The organism is Mesorhizobium sp. M7D.F.Ca.US.004.03.1.1 (assembly GCF_003998635.1).
GTDB lineage: Bacteria > Pseudomonadota > Alphaproteobacteria > Rhizobiales > Rhizobiaceae > Mesorhizobium > Mesorhizobium loti.
Genome location: NZ_RZQG01000031.1, coordinates 1 through 18450 on the forward strand (window position 1 = coordinate 1; position 18450 = coordinate 18450).

19 protein-coding genes are annotated in these 18450 nt (G+C 63.0%); 10 read left to right on the forward strand and 9 right to left on the reverse strand.

Going from position 1 to position 18450, the window contains the following annotated elements; all coding sequences use genetic code 11:
* The 3 genes from EN935_RS03815 to EN935_RS03825 form a co-directional block, all read left to right on the forward strand.
* Positions 1 to 214, forward strand: a 214-nt coding sequence (locus EN935_RS03815; RefSeq protein WP_206534492.1) for an alpha/beta hydrolase, incomplete at its 5' end; no start/stop codon positions are given.
* A 2-nt stretch (positions 215 to 216) separates the two neighbouring features.
* The gene (locus EN935_RS03820; protein WP_109665182.1) at positions 217 to 516 is read left to right on the forward strand and encodes a GNAT family N-acetyltransferase; all 300 of its coding nucleotides are present in this window, start codon (positions 217 to 219) and stop codon (positions 514 to 516) included.
* A 144-nt stretch (positions 517 to 660) separates the two neighbouring features.
* The gene (locus tag EN935_RS03825) at positions 661 to 1719 is read left to right on the forward strand and encodes a dipeptidase (RefSeq protein ID WP_127262472.1); all 1059 of its coding nucleotides are present in this window, start codon (positions 661 to 663) and stop codon (positions 1717 to 1719) included.
* Between the two features lie 6 nt (positions 1720 to 1725).
* Here the strand turns inward: EN935_RS03825 and EN935_RS03830 are convergent, their stop codons facing one another.
* The 4 genes from EN935_RS03830 to EN935_RS03845 are packed head-to-tail and all read right to left on the reverse strand — an operon-like array spanning position 1726 to position 6438.
* Positions 1726 to 1986 (reverse strand): hypothetical protein, encoded by a 261-nt coding sequence (locus EN935_RS03830; protein ID WP_127262471.1) that lies wholly within the window; start codon positions 1984 to 1986, stop codon positions 1726 to 1728.
* 2 nt (positions 1987 to 1988) lie between these two features.
* Positions 1989 to 3263, reverse strand: coding sequence for an aminomethyltransferase family protein (locus EN935_RS03835; RefSeq protein WP_127262470.1), 1275 nt, complete (start codon positions 3261 to 3263; stop codon positions 1989 to 1991).
* A gap of 3 nt (positions 3264 to 3266) precedes the next feature.
* Positions 3267 to 4832 carry an NAD(P)/FAD-dependent oxidoreductase gene (locus EN935_RS03840; protein ID WP_127262469.1) on the reverse strand — a complete coding sequence of 522 codons (1566 nt, stop codon included), beginning with the start codon at positions 4830 to 4832 and terminating at the stop codon, positions 3267 to 3269.
* A complete protein-coding gene (locus EN935_RS03845) occupies positions 4819 to 6438 on the reverse strand; it encodes an NAD(P)/FAD-dependent oxidoreductase (protein ID WP_127262468.1) in 1620 nt (539 codons plus the stop codon). Before EN935_RS03845 ends, EN935_RS03840 begins: the two co-directional genes overlap by 14 nt.
* Positions 6439 to 6639: 201 nt before the next feature.
* Between EN935_RS03845 and EN935_RS03850 the strand changes: the two genes are divergently transcribed.
* From EN935_RS03850 to EN935_RS03870, 5 genes are all read left to right on the forward strand, one after another.
* Positions 6640 to 7434 carry a methyltransferase domain-containing protein gene (locus tag EN935_RS03850; RefSeq protein ID WP_109665205.1) on the forward strand — a complete coding sequence of 265 codons (795 nt, stop codon included), beginning with the start codon at positions 6640 to 6642 and terminating at the stop codon, positions 7432 to 7434.
* A gap of 27 nt (positions 7435 to 7461) precedes the next feature.
* Positions 7462 to 8154, forward strand: a complete 693-nt coding sequence (gene betI / locus EN935_RS03855; protein WP_245468629.1) for a transcriptional regulator BetI — start codon at positions 7462 to 7464, stop codon at positions 8152 to 8154.
* Positions 8155 to 8183: 29 nt separating this feature from the next.
* Positions 8184 to 9266 (forward strand): ABC transporter substrate-binding protein, encoded by a 1083-nt coding sequence (locus EN935_RS03860; RefSeq protein WP_127262467.1) that lies wholly within the window; start codon positions 8184 to 8186, stop codon positions 9264 to 9266.
* Between the two features lie 118 nt (positions 9267 to 9384).
* The gene (locus EN935_RS03865; protein ID WP_127262466.1) at positions 9385 to 10461 is read left to right on the forward strand and encodes an extracellular solute-binding protein; all 1077 of its coding nucleotides are present in this window, start codon (positions 9385 to 9387) and stop codon (positions 10459 to 10461) included.
* Positions 10458 to 11747, forward strand: coding sequence for a flavin monoamine oxidase family protein (locus tag EN935_RS03870; protein WP_127262465.1), 1290 nt, complete (start codon positions 10458 to 10460; stop codon positions 11745 to 11747). Before EN935_RS03865 ends, EN935_RS03870 begins: the two co-directional genes overlap by 4 nt.
* Positions 11748 to 11793: 46 nt before the next feature.
* Here the strand turns inward: EN935_RS03870 and EN935_RS03875 are convergent, their stop codons facing one another.
* The 3 genes from EN935_RS03875 to EN935_RS03885 are packed head-to-tail and all read right to left on the reverse strand — an operon-like array spanning position 11794 to position 14622.
* The gene (locus EN935_RS03875) at positions 11794 to 12867 is read right to left on the reverse strand and encodes an ABC transporter ATP-binding protein (RefSeq protein WP_127262481.1); all 1074 of its coding nucleotides are present in this window, start codon (positions 12865 to 12867) and stop codon (positions 11794 to 11796) included.
* Between the two features lie 16 nt (positions 12868 to 12883).
* Complete coding sequence (locus tag EN935_RS03880) at positions 12884 to 13708, reverse strand: ABC transporter permease (RefSeq protein WP_127373177.1); 825 nt, start codon at positions 13706 to 13708, stop codon at positions 12884 to 12886.
* Positions 13705 to 14622, reverse strand: a complete 918-nt coding sequence (locus EN935_RS03885; protein WP_127262464.1) for an ABC transporter permease — start codon at positions 14620 to 14622, stop codon at positions 13705 to 13707. The genes EN935_RS03880 and EN935_RS03885 overlap by 4 nt, the downstream gene beginning before the upstream one ends.
* 272 nt (positions 14623 to 14894) lie before the next feature.
* On the opposite strand from EN935_RS03885, the gene EN935_RS03890 reads away from it, so the two are divergent.
* Positions 14895 to 16316, forward strand: a complete 1422-nt coding sequence (locus tag EN935_RS03890; protein ID WP_127262463.1) for an aminotransferase — start codon at positions 14895 to 14897, stop codon at positions 16314 to 16316.
* A gap of 78 nt (positions 16317 to 16394) precedes the next feature.
* Here EN935_RS03890 and EN935_RS03895 read toward each other — a convergent pair whose 3' ends face one another.
* A complete protein-coding gene (locus EN935_RS03895) occupies positions 16395 to 16574 on the reverse strand; it encodes a hypothetical protein (protein ID WP_127262462.1) in 180 nt (59 codons plus the stop codon).
* A gap of 160 nt (positions 16575 to 16734) precedes the next feature.
* Between EN935_RS03895 and EN935_RS03900 the strand changes: the two genes are divergently transcribed.
* Positions 16735 to 17250, forward strand: a complete 516-nt coding sequence (locus EN935_RS03900; protein WP_245468628.1) for a hypothetical protein — start codon at positions 16735 to 16737, stop codon at positions 17248 to 17250.
* Positions 17251 to 17303: 53 nt separating this feature from the next.
* Here EN935_RS03900 and EN935_RS03905 read toward each other — a convergent pair.
* On the reverse strand, positions 17304 to 18450 hold a 1147-nt coding region (locus EN935_RS03905), incomplete at its 5' end, for an aromatic ring-hydroxylating dioxygenase subunit alpha (protein ID WP_164771012.1).

Consider the following 18450-nt stretch of genomic DNA (forward strand, 5'->3'; position numbering starts at 1 on the left):
GGTGAAGGGCAGTCTCGCCGGCCGCCATATTCTGCTGACCGCCGGCAAGCGCGATCCGATCTGCCCGCCGAACCTGACGACGCGGCTCGAAGCCTATTTGCGTGCCGACGGCGCCGATGTCACAGTGGAGTGGCATGAAGGCGGGCACGAGGTGCGGCCAAACGAGATCGAGGCGGCGCGGCGGTTCTTTGCCGATGCTGCCCAAGGAGTATAGCGATGCCTGACCAACTGCCTGAGATCGAGCTTGAGGATCGCGGTTCCAAGGGTCGCTATGTCCTGCGCGGGCCCGGTGGCGCCGAGGCCGAGATGACCTTCACCAAGATCGGCGAGCACCAGATCATCATCGACCATACCGAGGTGCCGGACGCATTTCGTGGCCAGGGTGCCGGCCTTCGGCTCGTCACCCGCGCCGTCGAGGATGCGCGGGCGGCAGGCAAGAAGATCATCCCGCTCTGCCCCTTCGCCAACGCCCAGTTCCGCCGCCATCAGGAGTGGGCCGACGTGCTGAAGCGGTAGGATTTTCGTCACCGGGAAACGGCGCGGCAAGTGGCTGCCATCCCACCGGGATGGCTTTGGCATTTGCGCGGGTGGCACATCCTGCCTAAGTAGATATGGTGTATCTCAGCCCCCTTGCCGACAAACGAACCGAATGATCCCCGTATGACCGAAACCGACCTCGTTCCCGTCTTCGACGGCCACAACGATACGTTGCTCAGACTCTACCAGTCGAAAGACACGGACGTCGAAAAGCTGTTCATCGAGGGGAAATCGGGCGGTCATATCGACCTGCCGCGTGCCAAGGCCGGTGGCTTTGCCGGCGGCATGTTCGCCATCTTCCCGCCGCCAGTCGAGAAATCCAGGCGCAGCGCCGTTCCCCTGGCGCCGAGCGCTGCCGAGCCGCTGCCGCCCGAGGTTCCGCGCAATGATGCGCTGGCCTCGACGATCGCGATGGCCTCGATCCTGTTTAGGCTGGAACGGGCCGGAGCGCTCACCGTCTGCCGCAGTGCCGGCGATGTGCGCAACGCCATAGCGCAAGGGTCGATCGCAGCGGTGTTCCACATCGAAGGGGTCGAGGCGATCGATCCCGAGCTCACCATGCTCGACGTGCTGCATGCAGCCGGCCTGCGCTCGCTCGGCATCGTCTGGAGCCGGCCGAACGCCTTCGGTCACGGCGTACCGTTCCGCTTTCCGTCCTCGCCTGACACCGGGCCCGGCCTGACCGATGCGGGCAAGGCGCTGGTCAAGGCCTGCAACCAGCTGAAGATCATGATCGACCTCTCGCATCTCAACGAGAAGGGTTTTCGCGATGTCGCCGCGCTCAGCGATGCGCCGCTGGTCGCCACCCATTCCAACGTGCATGCGATCTGCGGCCATTCGCGCAATCTCACCGACTGGCAGCTCGGCGCGATCCGCGAGTCCGGCGGCATGGTCGGACTGAACTTCGCCACAGGCTTCCTGCGCGAGGACGGGCGCATGAATGCCGACACCAGCCTCGACATCATGGTGCGCCATGTCGATTCGTTGCTGCAGGCTCTGGGTGAAGACGGCGTCGGCCTCGGCTCCGATTTCGACGGCGCCATGATCCCGTCCGTCATCGGCGACGTCGCCGGCCTGCCGAAGCTGATCGATGCCTTGGCGGCACGTGGCTTCGGCCGCGCGCTGATCGAAAAGATCGCCTATCGCAACTGGCTTGGCATGCTCGAGAAAACGATAGGTTAGAACGACTTATTGGAAGCCCATGCGCTTCAGCCAGTCCTTGCCGACACCGCGATCGCGGATGATCGGCAGCGGATCTTCCGAATCGAGCCGCGCGCAGATGCGGTAGACTTCGAGCGTCTCGGAGGTCATCTCGCCGCGCTTGTAGAAGAACATGGCGGCGGCATAGCGCGTGCGGCCGGACCATTTCTCGCCGAGCGGTGTGTTGACCAGCTCCCACTGTTCGGCGGCTTCCCCATCTTCTTGCTGCTTGTCGGCTTCGTCGGTCATGATCAGAAGTCCGCCGGCGGATTGGCAGTGCGGCGGTCGAGCTTGATGAACGGACGCGCCACCACCTTTGCCCGCTTCATCAGCTTCTGATACTGCAGCTCGCGCATGGCGTAGGTCTCGACCCAGAGGTCCTCGACCATGGTATCACCGTATGGCCGCGCCAGCGAGGCGATGGCGATGTTGCGCTTGGCCATCGGCGACCACATGGCGGCGCTGACCAGGCCAACCTCGTGGGCTTTCTTGTGGTAGACGATGGCGTGTTCGGCAGGGATGTTGCCTTCGATCTCCAGCCCGACCAGCACATAGCGCAATTTGCGTTTCGCTCTCGCCTCGAGGATGGCACGGCGGCCATTGAAATGGCCCTTTTCCAGATCGATCATGAAGCCGAGCCCGATCTCGTCGGGCATGCGCAGGCGGTCGGCGCGGATGGCGTGCTCGGCGGTTGTGAAATCCGCATTGGCAACGATCAGCCCTGCCTCCAGACGGGCGCGGTTGAGCGCGGTGTAGCCGATGGCGCGGATGCCGCGCAGGTCGCCCGATGTCATCAGCCGGTCCCACAGGCTCAGCGCCTTGTCGGCCGAAACGAACAGTTCGTAGCCGAGATCGCCGGTGAAGCCGGTGCGCGAGATGGTGACTTGGGTGTTTCCTTGGGGGCCGCCATCATGCGGGAAGTCGGCGAGGTCGAATATTTTCAGCCTCTCGACGCCGGCAAAGCCAGCATCGCGCAGCACCGCAAAGGAGGTCGGGCCTTGCAAGGCGAGGCCGGCCACCGCCTCAGTCTCTTCCTCAACGATCACATCGAAACCGCCGGCGCTGTCGAGCAGCCAAGGCAGATGCCGCTCTTGCGAACACAGCCGGAAGCGGGTCGGCGACAGACGGAACAGTGTGCCGTCATCGAGGACGAAACCCTCGTCGTCGCACCAGGCTGTGTAGTGGACGCGGCCGGGCCTGAGCTTGGTGACATCGCGCAGCGTCACGCGGTTGAGCAAGGCTTCGGCGTCCGGCCCCTCGATCCGGTATTTGGTCATCGGCGAAATGTCGAACAGGGCCGCCTGGCTGCGGATGGCGAAGTATTCAAGCTCCTCGTCCCACAGCGAGTGGGGGGCGCGGTAACCGGCCCAATTGTACCAGTCCTGGGTTCTGGCCAGCGCGTCGATGCGCGGCTGGAATGGCGTGCCCAGACGCAGCGTGTGGAAATGAGCCTGCGCTGCGATGCGGGCGGAAACGGGCGCGCCGGCTGCCTTTGCGACGGGTTTCTTCTTGGTTGCCTGGGCCATGGCCTATCCCTTCATCGCGATGATGCGTCGTGCGGCGTTGAGGCCAGGTGCGCCGGAGACGCCGCCGCCGGGATGCGAGCCAGCGCCGGCCAGGAACAGCCCATCGATCGGCGTGTCGTAGCCGGACCAGCCGGAGACGGGGCGCGAGACCAGCATCTGGTCGGCCTGCAATTCGCCATGATGCCAATGGCCGCCCGGCATGCGATAGCGCGTCTCGATATCGGCCGGCGTCAAAAGCTCGGCATGGATCACGCTCTTGCCGATGCCGGGCGCGTAGGACTCGAGCTGCGCCATAACAGCCTTGAGGAATTTCGGCTTGCCGGCATCCCAACCCTCCTTCAGCGCATAGGGAGCGTATTGCAGGACCGCCGACAGCACGCAGGCGCCGCTGGGTGCGAGCGACGGGTCGGCGAGGCTTGGCAGCGTGATCTCCATCACCGGCTCCGGCGAGAACTCGCCATATTTGGAGGGATTGAAGGCGCGCTCCACGTGATCGGGCGAGGGGGCGATGACCAGCCGGCCCTTGTGGCCGGCGGCATCGACACCGGTGAATTGCGGCGGCCGGTCGAGCGCCAGATTGAGCTTGGCCGTATCGCCCTTCATGCGAATGTTCTTCACCTTGCGCACGAAACCAGTGTCGATCTCGCACGGTCCGACGAGGTCGAGGAAAGTCGTCGCCGGATTGATGGCGGAGACGATCGTGCTCGCGTGCATCACCTCGCCATTGTCGAGCGCGACACCGGCGGCGCGGCCTTTCTCGACGATGATTTTTGCCACGGGCGCCAATGTGCGGATTTCGACGCCGGCCTTCGCCGCCGAGGCACGGATGGCAGTGACGACCGCGCCCATGCCGCCTTGCGGCAGGACCTGCGCGCCGGCCGCACCATCGGTCTCGCCGGCCAGCCGATAGTAGAGGCCGAGCAATGAGGTTGGCGAGCGCGGACCGAGATGGCTGCCCAGCGTAGCGTCGAAAGCCAGCAGGCCCTTCAGCCTGATGTCGGTGAGCTGTTCATCCAGCAGGTCGGCAACGTTCATCAACAGCACGCGCAGGAAGTCGCGCATGTCTTCCTTGCCAAGTTTCTTCAACGCCAGCGCGGTCTGGCCGAGTGAAACGGTTTCCAGCAGCGACATGCCGGCGAGATCGGGCGGCCGGCGGTAGAGGAACGGCTTCAGGATGCCGGCATAGCGCAGCAGCTGCGCGCGCAGTCCCTTCCAGGCCGATTGCTCGGACGAACTGGCGCCAGTCAGCACCTCGCCATAGGCGCCATGCAGGACAAGCGGCGGGCCGTCTTTCGACAGCGCCACCGACGGCATGAAGTCGGCGCGACCAAATTGCAGCCCGTGCTTTTCCAGCTCCAGCGTCTTCACCACGTCGGGATGCAGCCGGTTCAGCAGATGGGCAATGGAGGATGCGCGAAAGCCGGGCGCGAATTCTTCGGTGCGCGCGGCGCCGCCGACTTCGCTTCCGGCTTCCAGCACCAGCACCTTGCGGCCGGCTTTGGCCAGCGTGGCAGCAGCGACGAGGCCATTGTGGCCGCCGCCAATGATGATTGCGTCAAATGACGTCATGGGCCGGGCTCATGTGGGAGGTCGACTTGGCGAGATCGCGCAGGATTTCCGCCGCGGCATTGCGGCCGGGCGCACCCATGACGCCGCCGCCGGGATGGGTCGAGGAGCCGCACATATAGAGCCCATCGACCGGCGAACGGTACTGCGCGTAGCCCGGAACCGGACGGTTGAACAAAAGCTGGTCGAAGGTCAATTCGCCCTGGAAGATGTTGCCCTCGGTGAGGCCGACTTCCGCCTCGATCTCGCGCGGCGTGCGCACCTCCATGTGGACGATGCGGTCGCGGAAGCCAGGCGAGTATTCAGCGATCTGGGCAATCACGCTTTCGGCGAAGCCGTCGCGATCGGCATCGGTCCACTCGCGGCCGCCGATCTTGGGCGGGGCGTATTGCACGAAGCAGCTCATGAAATGCTTGCCGGGCGGCGCCATGGTCGGGTCGAGTGTCGTCGGGATGACCATGTCGAGGAAGGGATCGGCCGACCAGCGCCCGGCCTTCCAGTCGTCATAGGCGCGCTCCATTCGCTCCATCGAATCGGTGAAATGCATGTCGCCGCGATAGACCGGCGAATCCTTCGGCAGCGCTGGGAATTCCGGCAGCGAATCGAGCGCGATGTTGACCTTGCCGGACGAGCCGCGGATCTTGAAGTTCCTCACCCGGCGCAGGAAGATGTCGGGCAGTTCCTTTTCCTCGACAAGCTTGAGGAAGGTGCGCTTCACGTCGGCGTTGGAGACGACGAGCTTGCCGTAAATCTCCTCGCCGCCGGCCAGCACCACGCCTTTGGCCTTGCCGCGCTTGACCAGCACACGGTCGACCTCGGCGCCGGTGCGGATGGTTCCGCCCGACGCCTTGAAGGATGCCGCGAGTGCCTTGGTGACGGCGCCCATGCCGCCGCGCGCATAGCCCCAGGCACCGACCGAGCCGTCGACCTCGCCCATATAGTGGTGCAAAAGCACGTAAGCCGTGCCGGGCGACATCGGCCCGAGCGCGGTGCCGATGATGCCGGACAAAGCGAAGTTCGCCTTGATGACATCGGTCTCGAAATACTCGTCGAGGAACTCCGAGATCGACATGGTCCAGAAGCGCAGCGTCAGCGCCATTTCCTGCGCCGACAGGCCGGCGAATTTCTTGCCGAGATAGAGCAGTTCGCCGAGGTCGCGCGGCCGCAGGCTGGTCGGGTCGGGCGCGGTACGCATCAACAGCGGCTGGATGAAGCGGCACTGCCGCGTCACGTCGCGGGCATAGCGGTCATAGGCTTCCGCATCGCGCTTGGAGAAGCGGGCGAATTCGCGCCGGTGCGCATCGTGGTCGCGGTAGTTGGCGAGGTAGTCGCCATCCCGGGTGAACACCGCGCCGCCCTCGTATGAGATGACCTGCAGGCCGAAGCGAGGCAGTTCGAGGTCGCGCATGATCTCAGGGCGAAACAGCGAGCAGACATAGGAGCAGTTGGAGTAGAGGAAGCCCGGTGTCAGTTCCCTGCTCGTGGCGGCACCGCCGACCCAGTCGTTCTTCTCGACCACCAGCACGTCGAGGCCGGCGCGCTGCAGGTAGCAGGCGTTGACCAGTCCGTTGTGCCCGCCGCCGATGATGATCGCATCCCAAGCTTTCATTTTGGCCCAGTCTTCCCGCGCGACCCGCTCTTCATTTTTGCGTGATCTGTTCCCGAATGCGCGGAATTTGGCACGGTATCAGCCATTCTGTCCAGTCATACTGAATGAATGTTCAACAAATGGTGTTGCGTTTTCTCAGCCTTGAGATACGCTTTGCGGGCTTTCCAAAGTGCTTAAATCGGCTGACGGGGACGACATCCGATGATTGAGACGGCAGATGCCGAGCCGGAGTATGACGACACTACCATCCGCTTCCTCGAGTTGCTGTGGGGCGACGGCTATCTGTCGCCGGGAGGCCCGGACGAGGTCGACCGGGTGGTTGAAGGGCTTTCGCTCAAGGACAAGACGATCCTCGATATCGGCTGCGGCTCCGGCGGCATCACGCTGCATCTGGTCGAGCGCCACGGCGCCGCTCACGCTACCGGCTTCGATGTCGAACAGCCGGTGATCGAAACGGCGAGGCAGCGAGCCGCCGCGCGTGGGCTCGCGGATCGTGTCAGCTTTATCCAGGCGCCACCGGGACCGCTGCCTTTCGCCGATTGCTCCTTCGATGTCGTCTTCTCCAAGGATGCGTTGCTGCACGTGCTAGACAAGGACGCGCTGTTTGCAGAAATCTTCCGGGTTCTCAGGCCGGGCGGCGTCTTTGCCGCCTCCAACTGGATGATCTCACATGACGGCGAACCGTCACCCGAGATGAGGGCCTATATCGCGGCGGAAGGGCTGTCCTTCGCCATGGCATCGCCGGCGCGCTATGCGCAGGCGATGCGTAGCGCCGGCTTTGCCGATGTCACTGCCAGGGATCGCAATCCCTGGTATCGCGACGTCGCGCGCGGTGAGCTGGAAAAGCTGAAAGGGCCGCTCTACCCGATGGTCGCCGCCGAGGTTGGCGCAGCCTATGTCGACAAGAACATACGAACCTGGGAAGCCATGCAGAAGGTGCTTGACAGTGGTGAGCACCGTCCCACTCATCTTCGCGGTCGAAAGCCGGTTGGATAGCCGGCGATGCTGGAGACCATCAGACCCATGAAGACTTCAGTCGCCAGGGAAGCCCTCCTTGAATCGGCGCGGAAAAGCGAGGCCGAAAAGCGCGGACGCAAGGCCTCGAAGGAGGTCAGGCAGCTTCAGCTCATCGAGGCGACGATCGATTCGCTGGCCAAGCGCGGCTATTCGGAAACGACGATGGCCGATGTTGCCGACGGCGCGGGCCTGTCGCGCGGCATCGTCAATTTCCATTTCGAGAGCAAGGAAAAGCTGCTCATCGCGACCTTGCAGCATATGTATGACGAGTATTCGTCGCATTGGCGCAACGCCCTGCAGAAGGCGGGCGATGACCCCGCCGATCAGCTTCACGCGTTGGTCTCCGCCGATTTCGACCGGTCGATCTGCAACAAGCGCAAGCTCGCCGCCTGGTGTGCCTTCTGGGGCGAGGCCAAGTCGCGGCCGACCTACCAGGCGCTGAGCAGTGCGCGCGATGCCGTCTACCAGACCATCTTCATCGACCTGTGCGCGACGCTGAAGCAAAGCGGCTCCTATGCCTATGAGCCGCAGGTCATGGCGCTGGCGCTTAGTGCGATGCTGGAAGGGTTGTGGCTGCGGTTGATGATGGGGACCGAGGACACCACGCGCGAGACCGCCTTGCAGGCGGCCAATGAATTCCTGTCGGTGGCCTTCCCGAAGCACTATCCGTCGAAGGCCGCCGGCGCGACAAAACCATAAGAACACCAGAACAGACAGAGGATGGAACAATGAAGAAACTAACCCGACGCCTGACATTGACCCTGGCGCTGACTGGTGCGCTGGCGGCTTCGGCCGCGGCACTTGCGGTCGCCGCCGACAAGGACCTGATCGTGTTCGACTGGTCAGGTTATGAAGACCCCAGCTTCCACCCGAAATATGTCGAGAAGAACGGCGACTCGCCGACCTTCGCCTTCTTCGGCGACGAGGACGAGGCGTTCGAGAAGGTGCGCTCCGGCTTCAAGGCCGATCTCGGCCACCCCTGCTCGCAGAGCGTGGTAAAATGGCGCGAGGCCGGCCTGCTGCAGCCGCTCGACAGGTCTAAGATCACGGGCTGGAAAGACCTCAATCCCGGCATCATGGCGATGAAGGATCTTGCCACGACATCGGACGGCAAGGCCTGGTTCATGCCCTGGGACTGGGGCAATACCCAGCTCACCTACAACACCTCCAAGATCGATGCCAAGGACGTGCAGTCGCTGAAGGCTTTTGCCGATCCCAAGTTCAAGGGCAGGGTGTCCATCGGCGACAATGTCGACGATGCCTATGCGCTGGCGAGCCTCGCCATAGGCCTCAAGGACTGGACCAAGATGACCGACGACCAGTTCAAGCAGGCATCGGATTTCCTGCGCCAGGTGCACAAGAACGTCCGCTCCTACTGGACCGACACGACCGACGTCGTGCAGCTGCTGAGCGGCGGCGAGGTCGATCTCGCCTGGGCCTGGAATGACGCAACAGTGCAGTCGGTCGCCGCCGGCGTGCCGATCATGGCGAAGAAGGACACCGACGAAGGCATCTCGACCTGGGTCTGCGGCTATGTGCTGTTCAAGGACGCGCCCGGCAATGTCGACAAGGCCTATGACTATCTGAACGCCGTCAACGACCCGGAGACCGCCAAGGTGCTGGTCAAGGACTGGGGCTACGGCCAGGCCAATGCCAAGGGCATGGCCGGCGTCGACCAGGCGGTCTTGAAGGAAAAGGGCTATGACGACGTGCAGAAATTCGTCGACAAGACGCTGTTCCAGTCGCCGGTGCCTTCCGACCTCAAGCTCAAGATGATCGCCGAATTCGAGAAGATCAAAGCCGGGTACTGAGCCCTTGTTCCGGGCGTCCTGTCTGCGCGTCGACAGGGCGGCAGACGGGCTCGCCAAAGTCTGGGAATTCTCCTAACCTTTAGGGGACGTTTGCGCGATCCCCGGGGGATTCTCAGCCATGAAATCGATGCTACGCCGCCTTGCCCTTGCCGCCGCGTGCATGATTGGCGCCGGTGCGGTCTATGCCTTCGCCGAAGGCGGCGGTGATCTCGTCGTGTTCGACTGGTCGGGCTATGAGGATCCGCTGCTGCACCCAGCCTACACCGCCAAATACGGCGCCGAGCCGACCTTCGCCTTCTTCGGCGACGAGGACGAAGCGTTCGAGAAGATGCGGGCCGGCTTCAAGGCCGACATCGCCCACCCCTGCTCGCAAAGCGTGGTCAAATGGCGCGAGGCCGGCATGCTGCAGCCGCTCGACACCTCCAGGATATCAGGCTGGAAGGACCTCAATCCCGGCATCATGGCGATGAAGGATCTTGCCGTCACCGCCGACGGCAAGGCCTGGTTCATGCCGTTCGACTGGGGCAACACGTCACTGCTCTACCGCACCGACAAGGTGACGGCTGAAGAGGCGCAGTCGCTCAGGATATTCGCCGATCCCAAGTTCAAGGGCCGCGTCACCATCGGCGACAATGTCGATGACGCCTATGCGCTGGCGAGCCTGGTGATCGGCCTCAAGGACTGGACCAAGATGACCGACGCGCAGTTCCAGGAGGCGTCTGCCTTCCTGCGCGACGTGCACAAGAACATCCGCTTCTACTGGACCGACGACACCGACCTCAACCAGGCCTTTATCGGCAATGAGGTCGATCTCGTCTGGGGCTGGAACGAGACCTTTGTCACGCTCAAAGGGCAAGGCATGCCGATCGCCATGAACCGCGACACCAGGGAAGGGATTTCGACCTGGGTGTGCGGCTATGTGCTGATGAAGGACGCGCCTGGTAAGCTCGATGAAGCCTATGAATTCCTCAGCGCCGTCAACGCACCCGGCGTGTCGGACTACATGGTCAGGACCTTCGGCTATGGCCATGGCAATGGCGCCGGCATGGCAGCGATCGACCACAAGGTGCTGGTCGATCGCGGCTTCGACAATCTCGACAAGTTCCTCGACAAGACGCTGTTCCAGCAGCCGGTGGCGCCAGAGCTCAAGCAGCGCATGGTCGCCGAATTCGAGAAGATCAAGGCCGGCTATTGACGGGCGAACCGGAAAAAACCGATGTCGTTATCGTCGGCGCCGGCTTCACCGGCCTGTCGGCGGCGCTTGAGCTGAAGGCAGCCGGCATCGGCTTTCTGTTGCTCGAAGCGCGCGACCGCGTCGGCGGGCGGGTCGAGTCCATGGAGATCGGCGACGGCGAGCGTGTCGACAGCGGCGGTCAGTTCCTGTGCGAGGATATGCCGGCGCTGATGGCGTTGGTTGAGGAGCACGGCAAGACGCTGGTCGAGTCCTATGTCGACGGCGAATTCATCGCCCAGCCGGCAATGTCTGCGCGGGAGGCGGAACGAACCTATGTCGGCTCGATGGCGATCCGCGATCGCATGAACGCGATCGCGCCTGATGATCCCGATATCGCCGGCTTGTCAGTCGCCGCCTGGCTCGATCGCCAGGACGACCCCGAGGACGCCAAGGCAGCCTTTCGCTCGATGATTGAAGGTCTGTGGTGCCAGGCATTGGAGAAGCTGCCGCTTTGGCACCTCATCGACAATGATCGCCGCATCACCAACGAGGTGTCGGAGCTGCAATACTTTCTCGCAGAGACGATGCATTCGCTGGCGGAGGATTTGGCTCAAGATCTGGGCGCCCGGGTGCGGCTGGGCGCGCATGTCACGCGCATCGAGCAAGGCGCAAATGGCGTGTCCATCCATGCCGGCGCGGGTTCGATAGAGGCTCGCTGTCTGCTCGTCGCGGTGCCGCCGGTCATGGCGTCGAGGATCGACTATTCGCCGCCACTGCCGGCGGCCCTGGAGAAAGCCCTTGGTGTCTGGCGGAGCGGTACGGTGATCAAGGTGCTGGTGCGCTATCCCACCGCCTTCTGGCGAGCCAAGGGCTTGAGCGGCATGGTGATGTGGCGCGACCAGCCAGGTTTGTTTGCCTGCGACGCCAGCAAGGATGACGATCATCCGGCGCTGGTGGTTTTCATTGGTGGTCCATCAGCCATCGAATGGCGCGGCTTTGGGCAGGAAGGCCTGCGCACCAGAATTGCGGCGCGTCTCGTTGCAGCACTCGGTCCAGAAGCTGCAAAATGGATCGGCTTTGCCGTCCGGTATTGGTTCGACGACCTCGGGAGTGTTGGCGGCTACAGCGATCTCATCGTCGATATGGATGCGACCGATGCCGAGTCGACAATCCTGGCTGGCTCACCATCCCTGCATTTCGCCAGTTCGGAACTGTCGCCGTCATTTCCGGGCTATGTCGAAGGCGCCATCGTCGCCGGGCGCATCGCGGCGCGCAAGATGATCGCCGAGCTTCAGATTCTTAGCTGAGCATGGTCTTTTCCGAAAACCGGTTTCCACTTTTCGGGATCATGCACTATTCGGCCATCGCCACCAAAGCCTCGGGATCGTAGGCGAGGCGGATCGAGGTGCCGACCGGGATGTCGTCGGCGCCGAAATCGTTGGTCTCGGTCACCGACAGCGGCTTTTCCAGTCCCGGTATATCGACGATCAGATGGGTGATCTCGCCGAAATAATGGCGTTCGACCACCTTGCCGGCGACCTCGAACTTGGCCGTCGCATTGTCCCATAGCACGCGCAGCCGCTCCGGCCGGATGCCGAGCGTCGCGCCGCCGCCATTGCGGACAAAAGCCTTCGGCTTGTCGGTCTTGATGCGGCCAAAGCCCAGCGTGTCGACAACCAGTGAGGCGCCACTCTCCTCGACGATCTGCGCCTTGACGAAGTTCATGCCGCCAAGGAAGTCGGCGACCTGGCGGGTGATCGGCCGCTGGTAGATTTCCTTGGGCGAGGCGACCTGCGCAATCCTGCCGCCGAACATCACGGCGATGCGGTCGGACATGGCCAGCGCCTCATATTGGTCGTGGGTGACGAGCACGAAGGTGATGCCGACCGCCTGCTGCAGGCGGCGCAGTTCGACCTGCATCTGCTCACGCAGCTTCTTGTCGAGCGCCGACAGCGGTTCGTCGAGCAGCAGCACCTTGGGCCGCATCACCAGTGCGCGTGCCAGCGCCACGCGCTGCCGTTGGCCGCCGGAAAGTTCTGTCGCCAGGCGCTTGCCGAGGCCGGTCAGCGAGACCTGCGCCAGCGCCTCCTCGACCCGGCGCTTCTCCTCGCCGCCCTGCAGCTTCAGCCGCTTCAGCCCATAGGCGACGTTTTGTTCGACATTGAGGTGCGGGAAGATCGCATAGCTCTGGAAGACCATGTTGGTCGGCCGGCGGTTGGCAGGGATGCCCTCCATCGGCTGACCGCCGACAGAGATCGACCCGCTGGTCGGATTGTCGAAACCGGCGATCATGCGCAACAGCGTGGTCTTGCCGCAACCGGATGGGCCGAGCAACGAGAAGAACTCGCCTTCCCGGATGGTCAGCGAGGCGTCATCGAGCGCCTTGAACGCCCCATAGCTGCGGGTAACGTTCTTGATCTCGATCATGGATCGTTGCTGCTGCTCAGGCATAGAGGCCTCCCTCGTTCTGGGTGCGTCTGGCGGCGCGGCGACGCAGGATTTCAGCGACGGTCATCAGCAGGAAGGAGGCAACCAGAAGCAGCGTGCCCAGCGCCAGCACGCCGGGCAGCTTGGCCGCGAAGCGCAATTGGCCCCAGATGTAGATAGGCAGCGTCGCTTCAGTGCCGGTCAGGAAGAAGGCGATGATGAATTCGTCGAGCGAAATGGTGAAGCAGACCAGCAGGCTGGAGATGATGGCCGGCGTCACCATCGGCAGCGTGACCCGCCGGAAGGTGCCGAAGGCGCTTTCGCCGAGGTCGGCGGAGGCCTCTTCCAGGCTGCGGTCGAAGCCCTCGAAGCCGGAAGTCAGCACCGTCATCGAATAGGGAATGCAGACCAGCACATGGCCGAGCACGACGGTGAACAGCGACAGGCTGAGACCCAGCTGCAGCATCACCAACAGCATGGAGATGGCGACGATCACCTCCGGCAGTACCAGCGGCGCCATGATCAGCCCGTGGATGGTGCTGCGGCCGGGATAGCGATAGCGGGTGATCGAGCGGGCGGCGAGGATGCCGAGCACAGTTGACAGGACCGCGGCCGACACGCCGACGATCATGCTGTTCCAGGCGGCGTCGAGCAGGGCCGGCGTGCGGGGCAGATCCTCATACCAATGCAAAGTGAAGCCAGTGAGCGGAAATTTTGGTGTCGCCGCTGTGTTGACCGAGAAGATCGGCAGGAAGATCACCGGCAGATAGAGGAACACGACGTAGAGAAACGCATAGGTCGCCAGCCAGCCGCCGGACAGGAAACGCCGCACCGCCATCATCGCGCCAGCCTCTGCACGGCGCGGATGATCAGCACCGTGGCGCCCGCCATCAGCGTAACGATCAGCATGGTGGTGACGGAAAGGGCGGCACCCAGCGGCCAGTTGGAGGCCTTGCCGAACTGCGCCTGGATGGCGTTGGCGATCATGACGCCGTCCTTGCCGCCGACCAGCTTCGGCGTGACGTAGTCGCCGACGGTCGGGATCATCACGATCAGTGCTGCCGAGATGACGCCAGGCGCCGACAGCGGCAAGGTCACGCGCAGGAACGAGCGCAGCGGACCATCACCGAGATCGGTGGCTGCTTCGACCAGCGTGCGGTCGACCTTTTCCAGCGAGACGAAGATCGGCAGGATGGCGAAGGCCGCCCAGGCATGGGTGAGCGTGATGATGACGGCGCTCGAATTGTAGAGCAGCGCGGTCGACGGCTCATCGATGATGCCGAGGCCCATCAGGCCGGAATTGAGCACGCCATTATAGCCGAGGATGACCTTCCACGACATCACCCGCAGCAGGTAGCTGGTCCAGAACGGGATGGTGATGAGGAACAGCCACAGGCTCTTGTGACGGCCGCCGTGGAAGGAAATGAAATAGGCGATCGGATAGGCCAGAAGGACGGTGAGCAGGCTGACCGTCAGCGAGATGTAGAGCGAGCGCCACAGGAGATCACGGTAGATCGGCTCGGTCAGCGCGACGCGGTAGTTTTCCAGCGTGAAGGTGCGGTCGATGGTCAAATAGTGCTGCGTCCAGAAGGAATGCGCGATGACCACCAGGATCGGCAGAACCAGAAGGATGAGCGCGTAGATGAAGGTCGGGCTGATCAGGGCAAGACCCTGTACGGGTTCGGACTGCAGAAGGGCATTTCGTCTGGCCCGCGTCATGCGCAACGGGGGCGCCCCTTCCGCGGCCGCCGTCATTGCCAGACTCCGGGGCGCAGGGCTCCGGGTGTGATCTCGGTTGCTGGCCTGGACTGTCCCGCCATGCGGCATCCCATTGTGCTGGCGCCGGCTGCCTGTTCCCCTTGCCGGCTTTCTTTCATCATGCGCGCATCCTTGGATTGAAATCAAGCGCTAATTCTGCAATATTGATTGAACGGACATTCAAAATGAAGTGAAGAAAGCCTCTGTTTCCAATGCTTGGCATCTCACTTCATGTCCGATGAAAATTTGTGAAGCAATGTGAGGCGATGATGGCTGCGGCAAGGGACCTGAAGACGACCGAGATGGCCGGCGCGGAGCCTGGCGACGATGCGGTCGAGCTGGCCAAGCGCCATCTTATCCAGCCCTGGCCGTTCGCCGGTTCGGTCGGCAATGAAGCGCGCGCCCTGATCGGCGAAGGCGACGGCATCTACATCACCGACAGCACCGGCAAGCGGCTGATCGACGGGCCGGCCGGCATGTGGTGCGTCAATGTCGGCCACCGCCGCGAGGAGCTCGCCAAGGTGATGTACGACCAGGCGATGGCGCTGTCCTACAACACGCCGTGGTACACGATGAACGCGCCGTCGGCGGAACTCGCCAAGCGCATTGCCGGCCATGCGCCGGGCGACCTCAGCCATGTCTTCTACACCACCGGCGGCTCTTCGGCCGTCGAGACGGCGCTGCGCTTCATGCAGTTCTATAACAATGTGCGCGGCCGACCGGAAAAGAAGCTGATCCTGAGCCGCGGCGGCGCCTATCACGGCTCGACCTACCTGTCGGCCTCGCTCAACGGCCGCCCGCGCGACCGCGACTGGATGGACGGTGCCGACGAGCTGGTCATCAAGCTGTCTTCGCCCGATCCGTTCCGCCGCCCGCGCGGCATGAGCCTTATAGCCTTCACCGATTTCCTCGTCGATCAGTTCCGCGACATGATCGCTCGTGTCGGCGCCGACAAGATCGGTGCATTCGTCGGCGAACCGGTGCAGGCATCAGGTGGCGTCGTCGTGCCGCCCGATGGCTACCTCAAGCGTATCCGCGAGATCTGCCGCGACAACGACATCCTCTATGTGTCCGACGAGGTGGTCACGGCGTTCGGTCGGCTTGGCCATGTCTTTGCCTCGGGCGACGCGTTCGGCATCGATCCGGATATGATCACCTTCGCCAAGGGCGTCACCTCGGGCTACTTCCCGCTCGGCGGCGTCATCATTTCGGAACGGCTGTTGGAAGAGTTGCGCAGGTCGAACCATCCCGACGCGATGTTCGGCCATGGCCTGACCTACACCAGCCATCCTGTCGGCTGCGCGGTGGCGCTGAAAAACCTCGATCTGCTGGAAGAGGGCGTGCTTGCCCACACGCAGGCGGTCGCGCCTTATTTCCAGGCGCAGCTGAAGATGCTGGAAGAATTGCCGCTCGTCGGCGAGGTGCGCGGGATGGGGTTGATGGGCTGCGTCGAATGTGTGGCGGACCGCGAAAGCAAGGACCCGCTGCAGCTCGACAAGGATGTCGGAAAACGCATCGACGCCCATTGCCATGAACTCGGCCTGCTGGTGCGGCCACTGATCAACATGTGCGTAATGTCGCCGCCGCTGGTCATCACCCGCGAGCAGATCGACGACATGGTTGGCATCCTGCACGAAGGCATTTCAAGGACGATGGATGATTTGAGGAAAGAGGGCGTGTGGCGGGGGTGATTTTCTCCCTTCTCCCCGTTTCACGGGGAGAAGGTGCCGGCAGGCGGATGAGGGGCGGCGGCGGGCGATTCCGTCCGATCAGCCAGCTGCTCGCCTGGCGAGCGGCCGGCGGTGCAGGTCCGCCTTCAGGATCGCCGGGTTGTAGGCCATTTCGGAGCGACCCGACATCGGTGCCGGCGGCACGATCTCATAGATCGAGTCAAGAATGTCGTCCCTCAGAACGACGTTGAAGCCAGCGATTATAGCAATTTTCCCCAAGCCCGGGACACCGCAATGCTGCAGGTTGTGGCGGCGATGTTCCGACGCCGAAAGGGGCTTCCGTCGCAAAGTTCCACAAGGCGCGCTTGCCGGACGCGACATGGACCGCCGGGGCTGCGCTAGGCAGTTGAGTTCATCTGCCTGGAAACGAAGGGCAGTAATGACGATGACGATTTCTTCGTTTCTCACCGCTCTCGGATCCGAAGGTCCGCCAGCCGATCGGGCGAAAGACATGGCCCTTTATGGATGGCTGATTGGAAACTGGGAAATGGATTCGGTCCACCACCTCGACGACGGCACAATCCAGAAATGGGATGGAGAATGCCATTTTGGCTGGGTGCTCGAAGGCCGCGCGATTCAGGATATTTGGATCAGGCCCAAACGCCCCGCGCCGTCGACGATGTATGGTACGACCTTGCGCATCTTCGATCCTGAGATCGATGGCTGGCACATCATATGGAACGACCCGCTCAACCAGGACCACTCGCGCCAGATAGGGCGGGCCGAAGGCAAGGACATCGTCCAGCTCGGCAATGACTCGCGCGGTCTGAAAACGCGATGGCGTTTCACTGAGATCACCGCCAACAGCTTCCATTGGATCGGCGAGGAAAGATCTTCCGAGAGCGACCCTTGGAAAATCACATATGAACATCTAGCTCGCCGAACAAAACCCTGAAGCTAGTGGTGTCCGCCTGGCACCACACCCGCATCTGTTTTGAACCAAGCCTTCTAAGACCGCGACCTGAGCGCGTCGTTCAAATTCCACATGTCCTTCTCCTCGGGCGCGGTCTCCAGGCCCAGCACTGGCAGCATCTTGCGCAGATGATCGTGGTGGGTGCGCACGCCATATTCGAGGTCGGAGAGATAAAAGCCCTCGAAGGCTTCGGACAGCATGGATTCGTTCGACCATACCGAGAGCTGCACATCTTCCGACATGGTGTCGCGGTCGATGCGGAAGGAGAGGTAGCGGGCGGCGGCCTGTTCGCGGCTTTCGTCGCGGTAGCGGTAGATGGCGCCGCGCAGCAGCGTCTCACCCGTCGACAGCGGAAACTCCTGATAGAACTGCACCGATTCCGGCATCACCGAAATGACCGCATTGGGGAAGATGCCGTAATAGACCCAGGCCTTCTTCAGATAGCCGGGCAGATGTGTCGGCTCGGGTGCGATCTTGACGTAGTTCTTGACGCTCCAGCGCCGGCCGGCATGCGGGTTGTAGGTGGCGAATGAGCGCGACACGCCGTTGATGAAGGGCTCGTCGAAATAGGTCGCGCCATAAAGATCCTGCAAGGCAGGATGCGCCATGGCGACGTGATAGCCCTCATTGTCGACGTCGCGCACCGACTTCCAGTTCACCGGGGTCTTCTGGTTCCAAATGCCCCAGGAGGGCACCATGTCGGCGGCGTTGTAATGCGCGAATTCGGGCTCGATCGGCTTCATCAGCTCGGCGACCGAGGGCTGCGGCCCGCCATTGCGGAAGCGGATGAAGATGAAGCCCATCCAGACTTCCAGATCGAGTGGCATCAAGCCGAACTCGGTCTTGTCGAGGTCGGGGAAGGAACGCGGACGTGCAGCGCCGCGCAGTGTGCCGTCGAGATTGTAGACCCAGCCATGGAACGGACACACCAGTGCGTTCTTGCAATTGCCCTGGCTGTCGGCAACGACGCGGCTGCCGCGGTGGCGGCACATGTTGTTGAAACCGCGCACGACGCCATCCTTGCCGCGCACGATCAAGGCGCGCTCGCCGACGACGTCCATGGTCAGATAGTCGCCGGCGTCAGGGACGTCCGAGACGTGCCCGACGATCTGCCAGTGATTGCGAAAGACGTGCTCCTTCTCGAGTTCGAGAAGGGCATCGGAATGGTAACTCCAGCCCGGC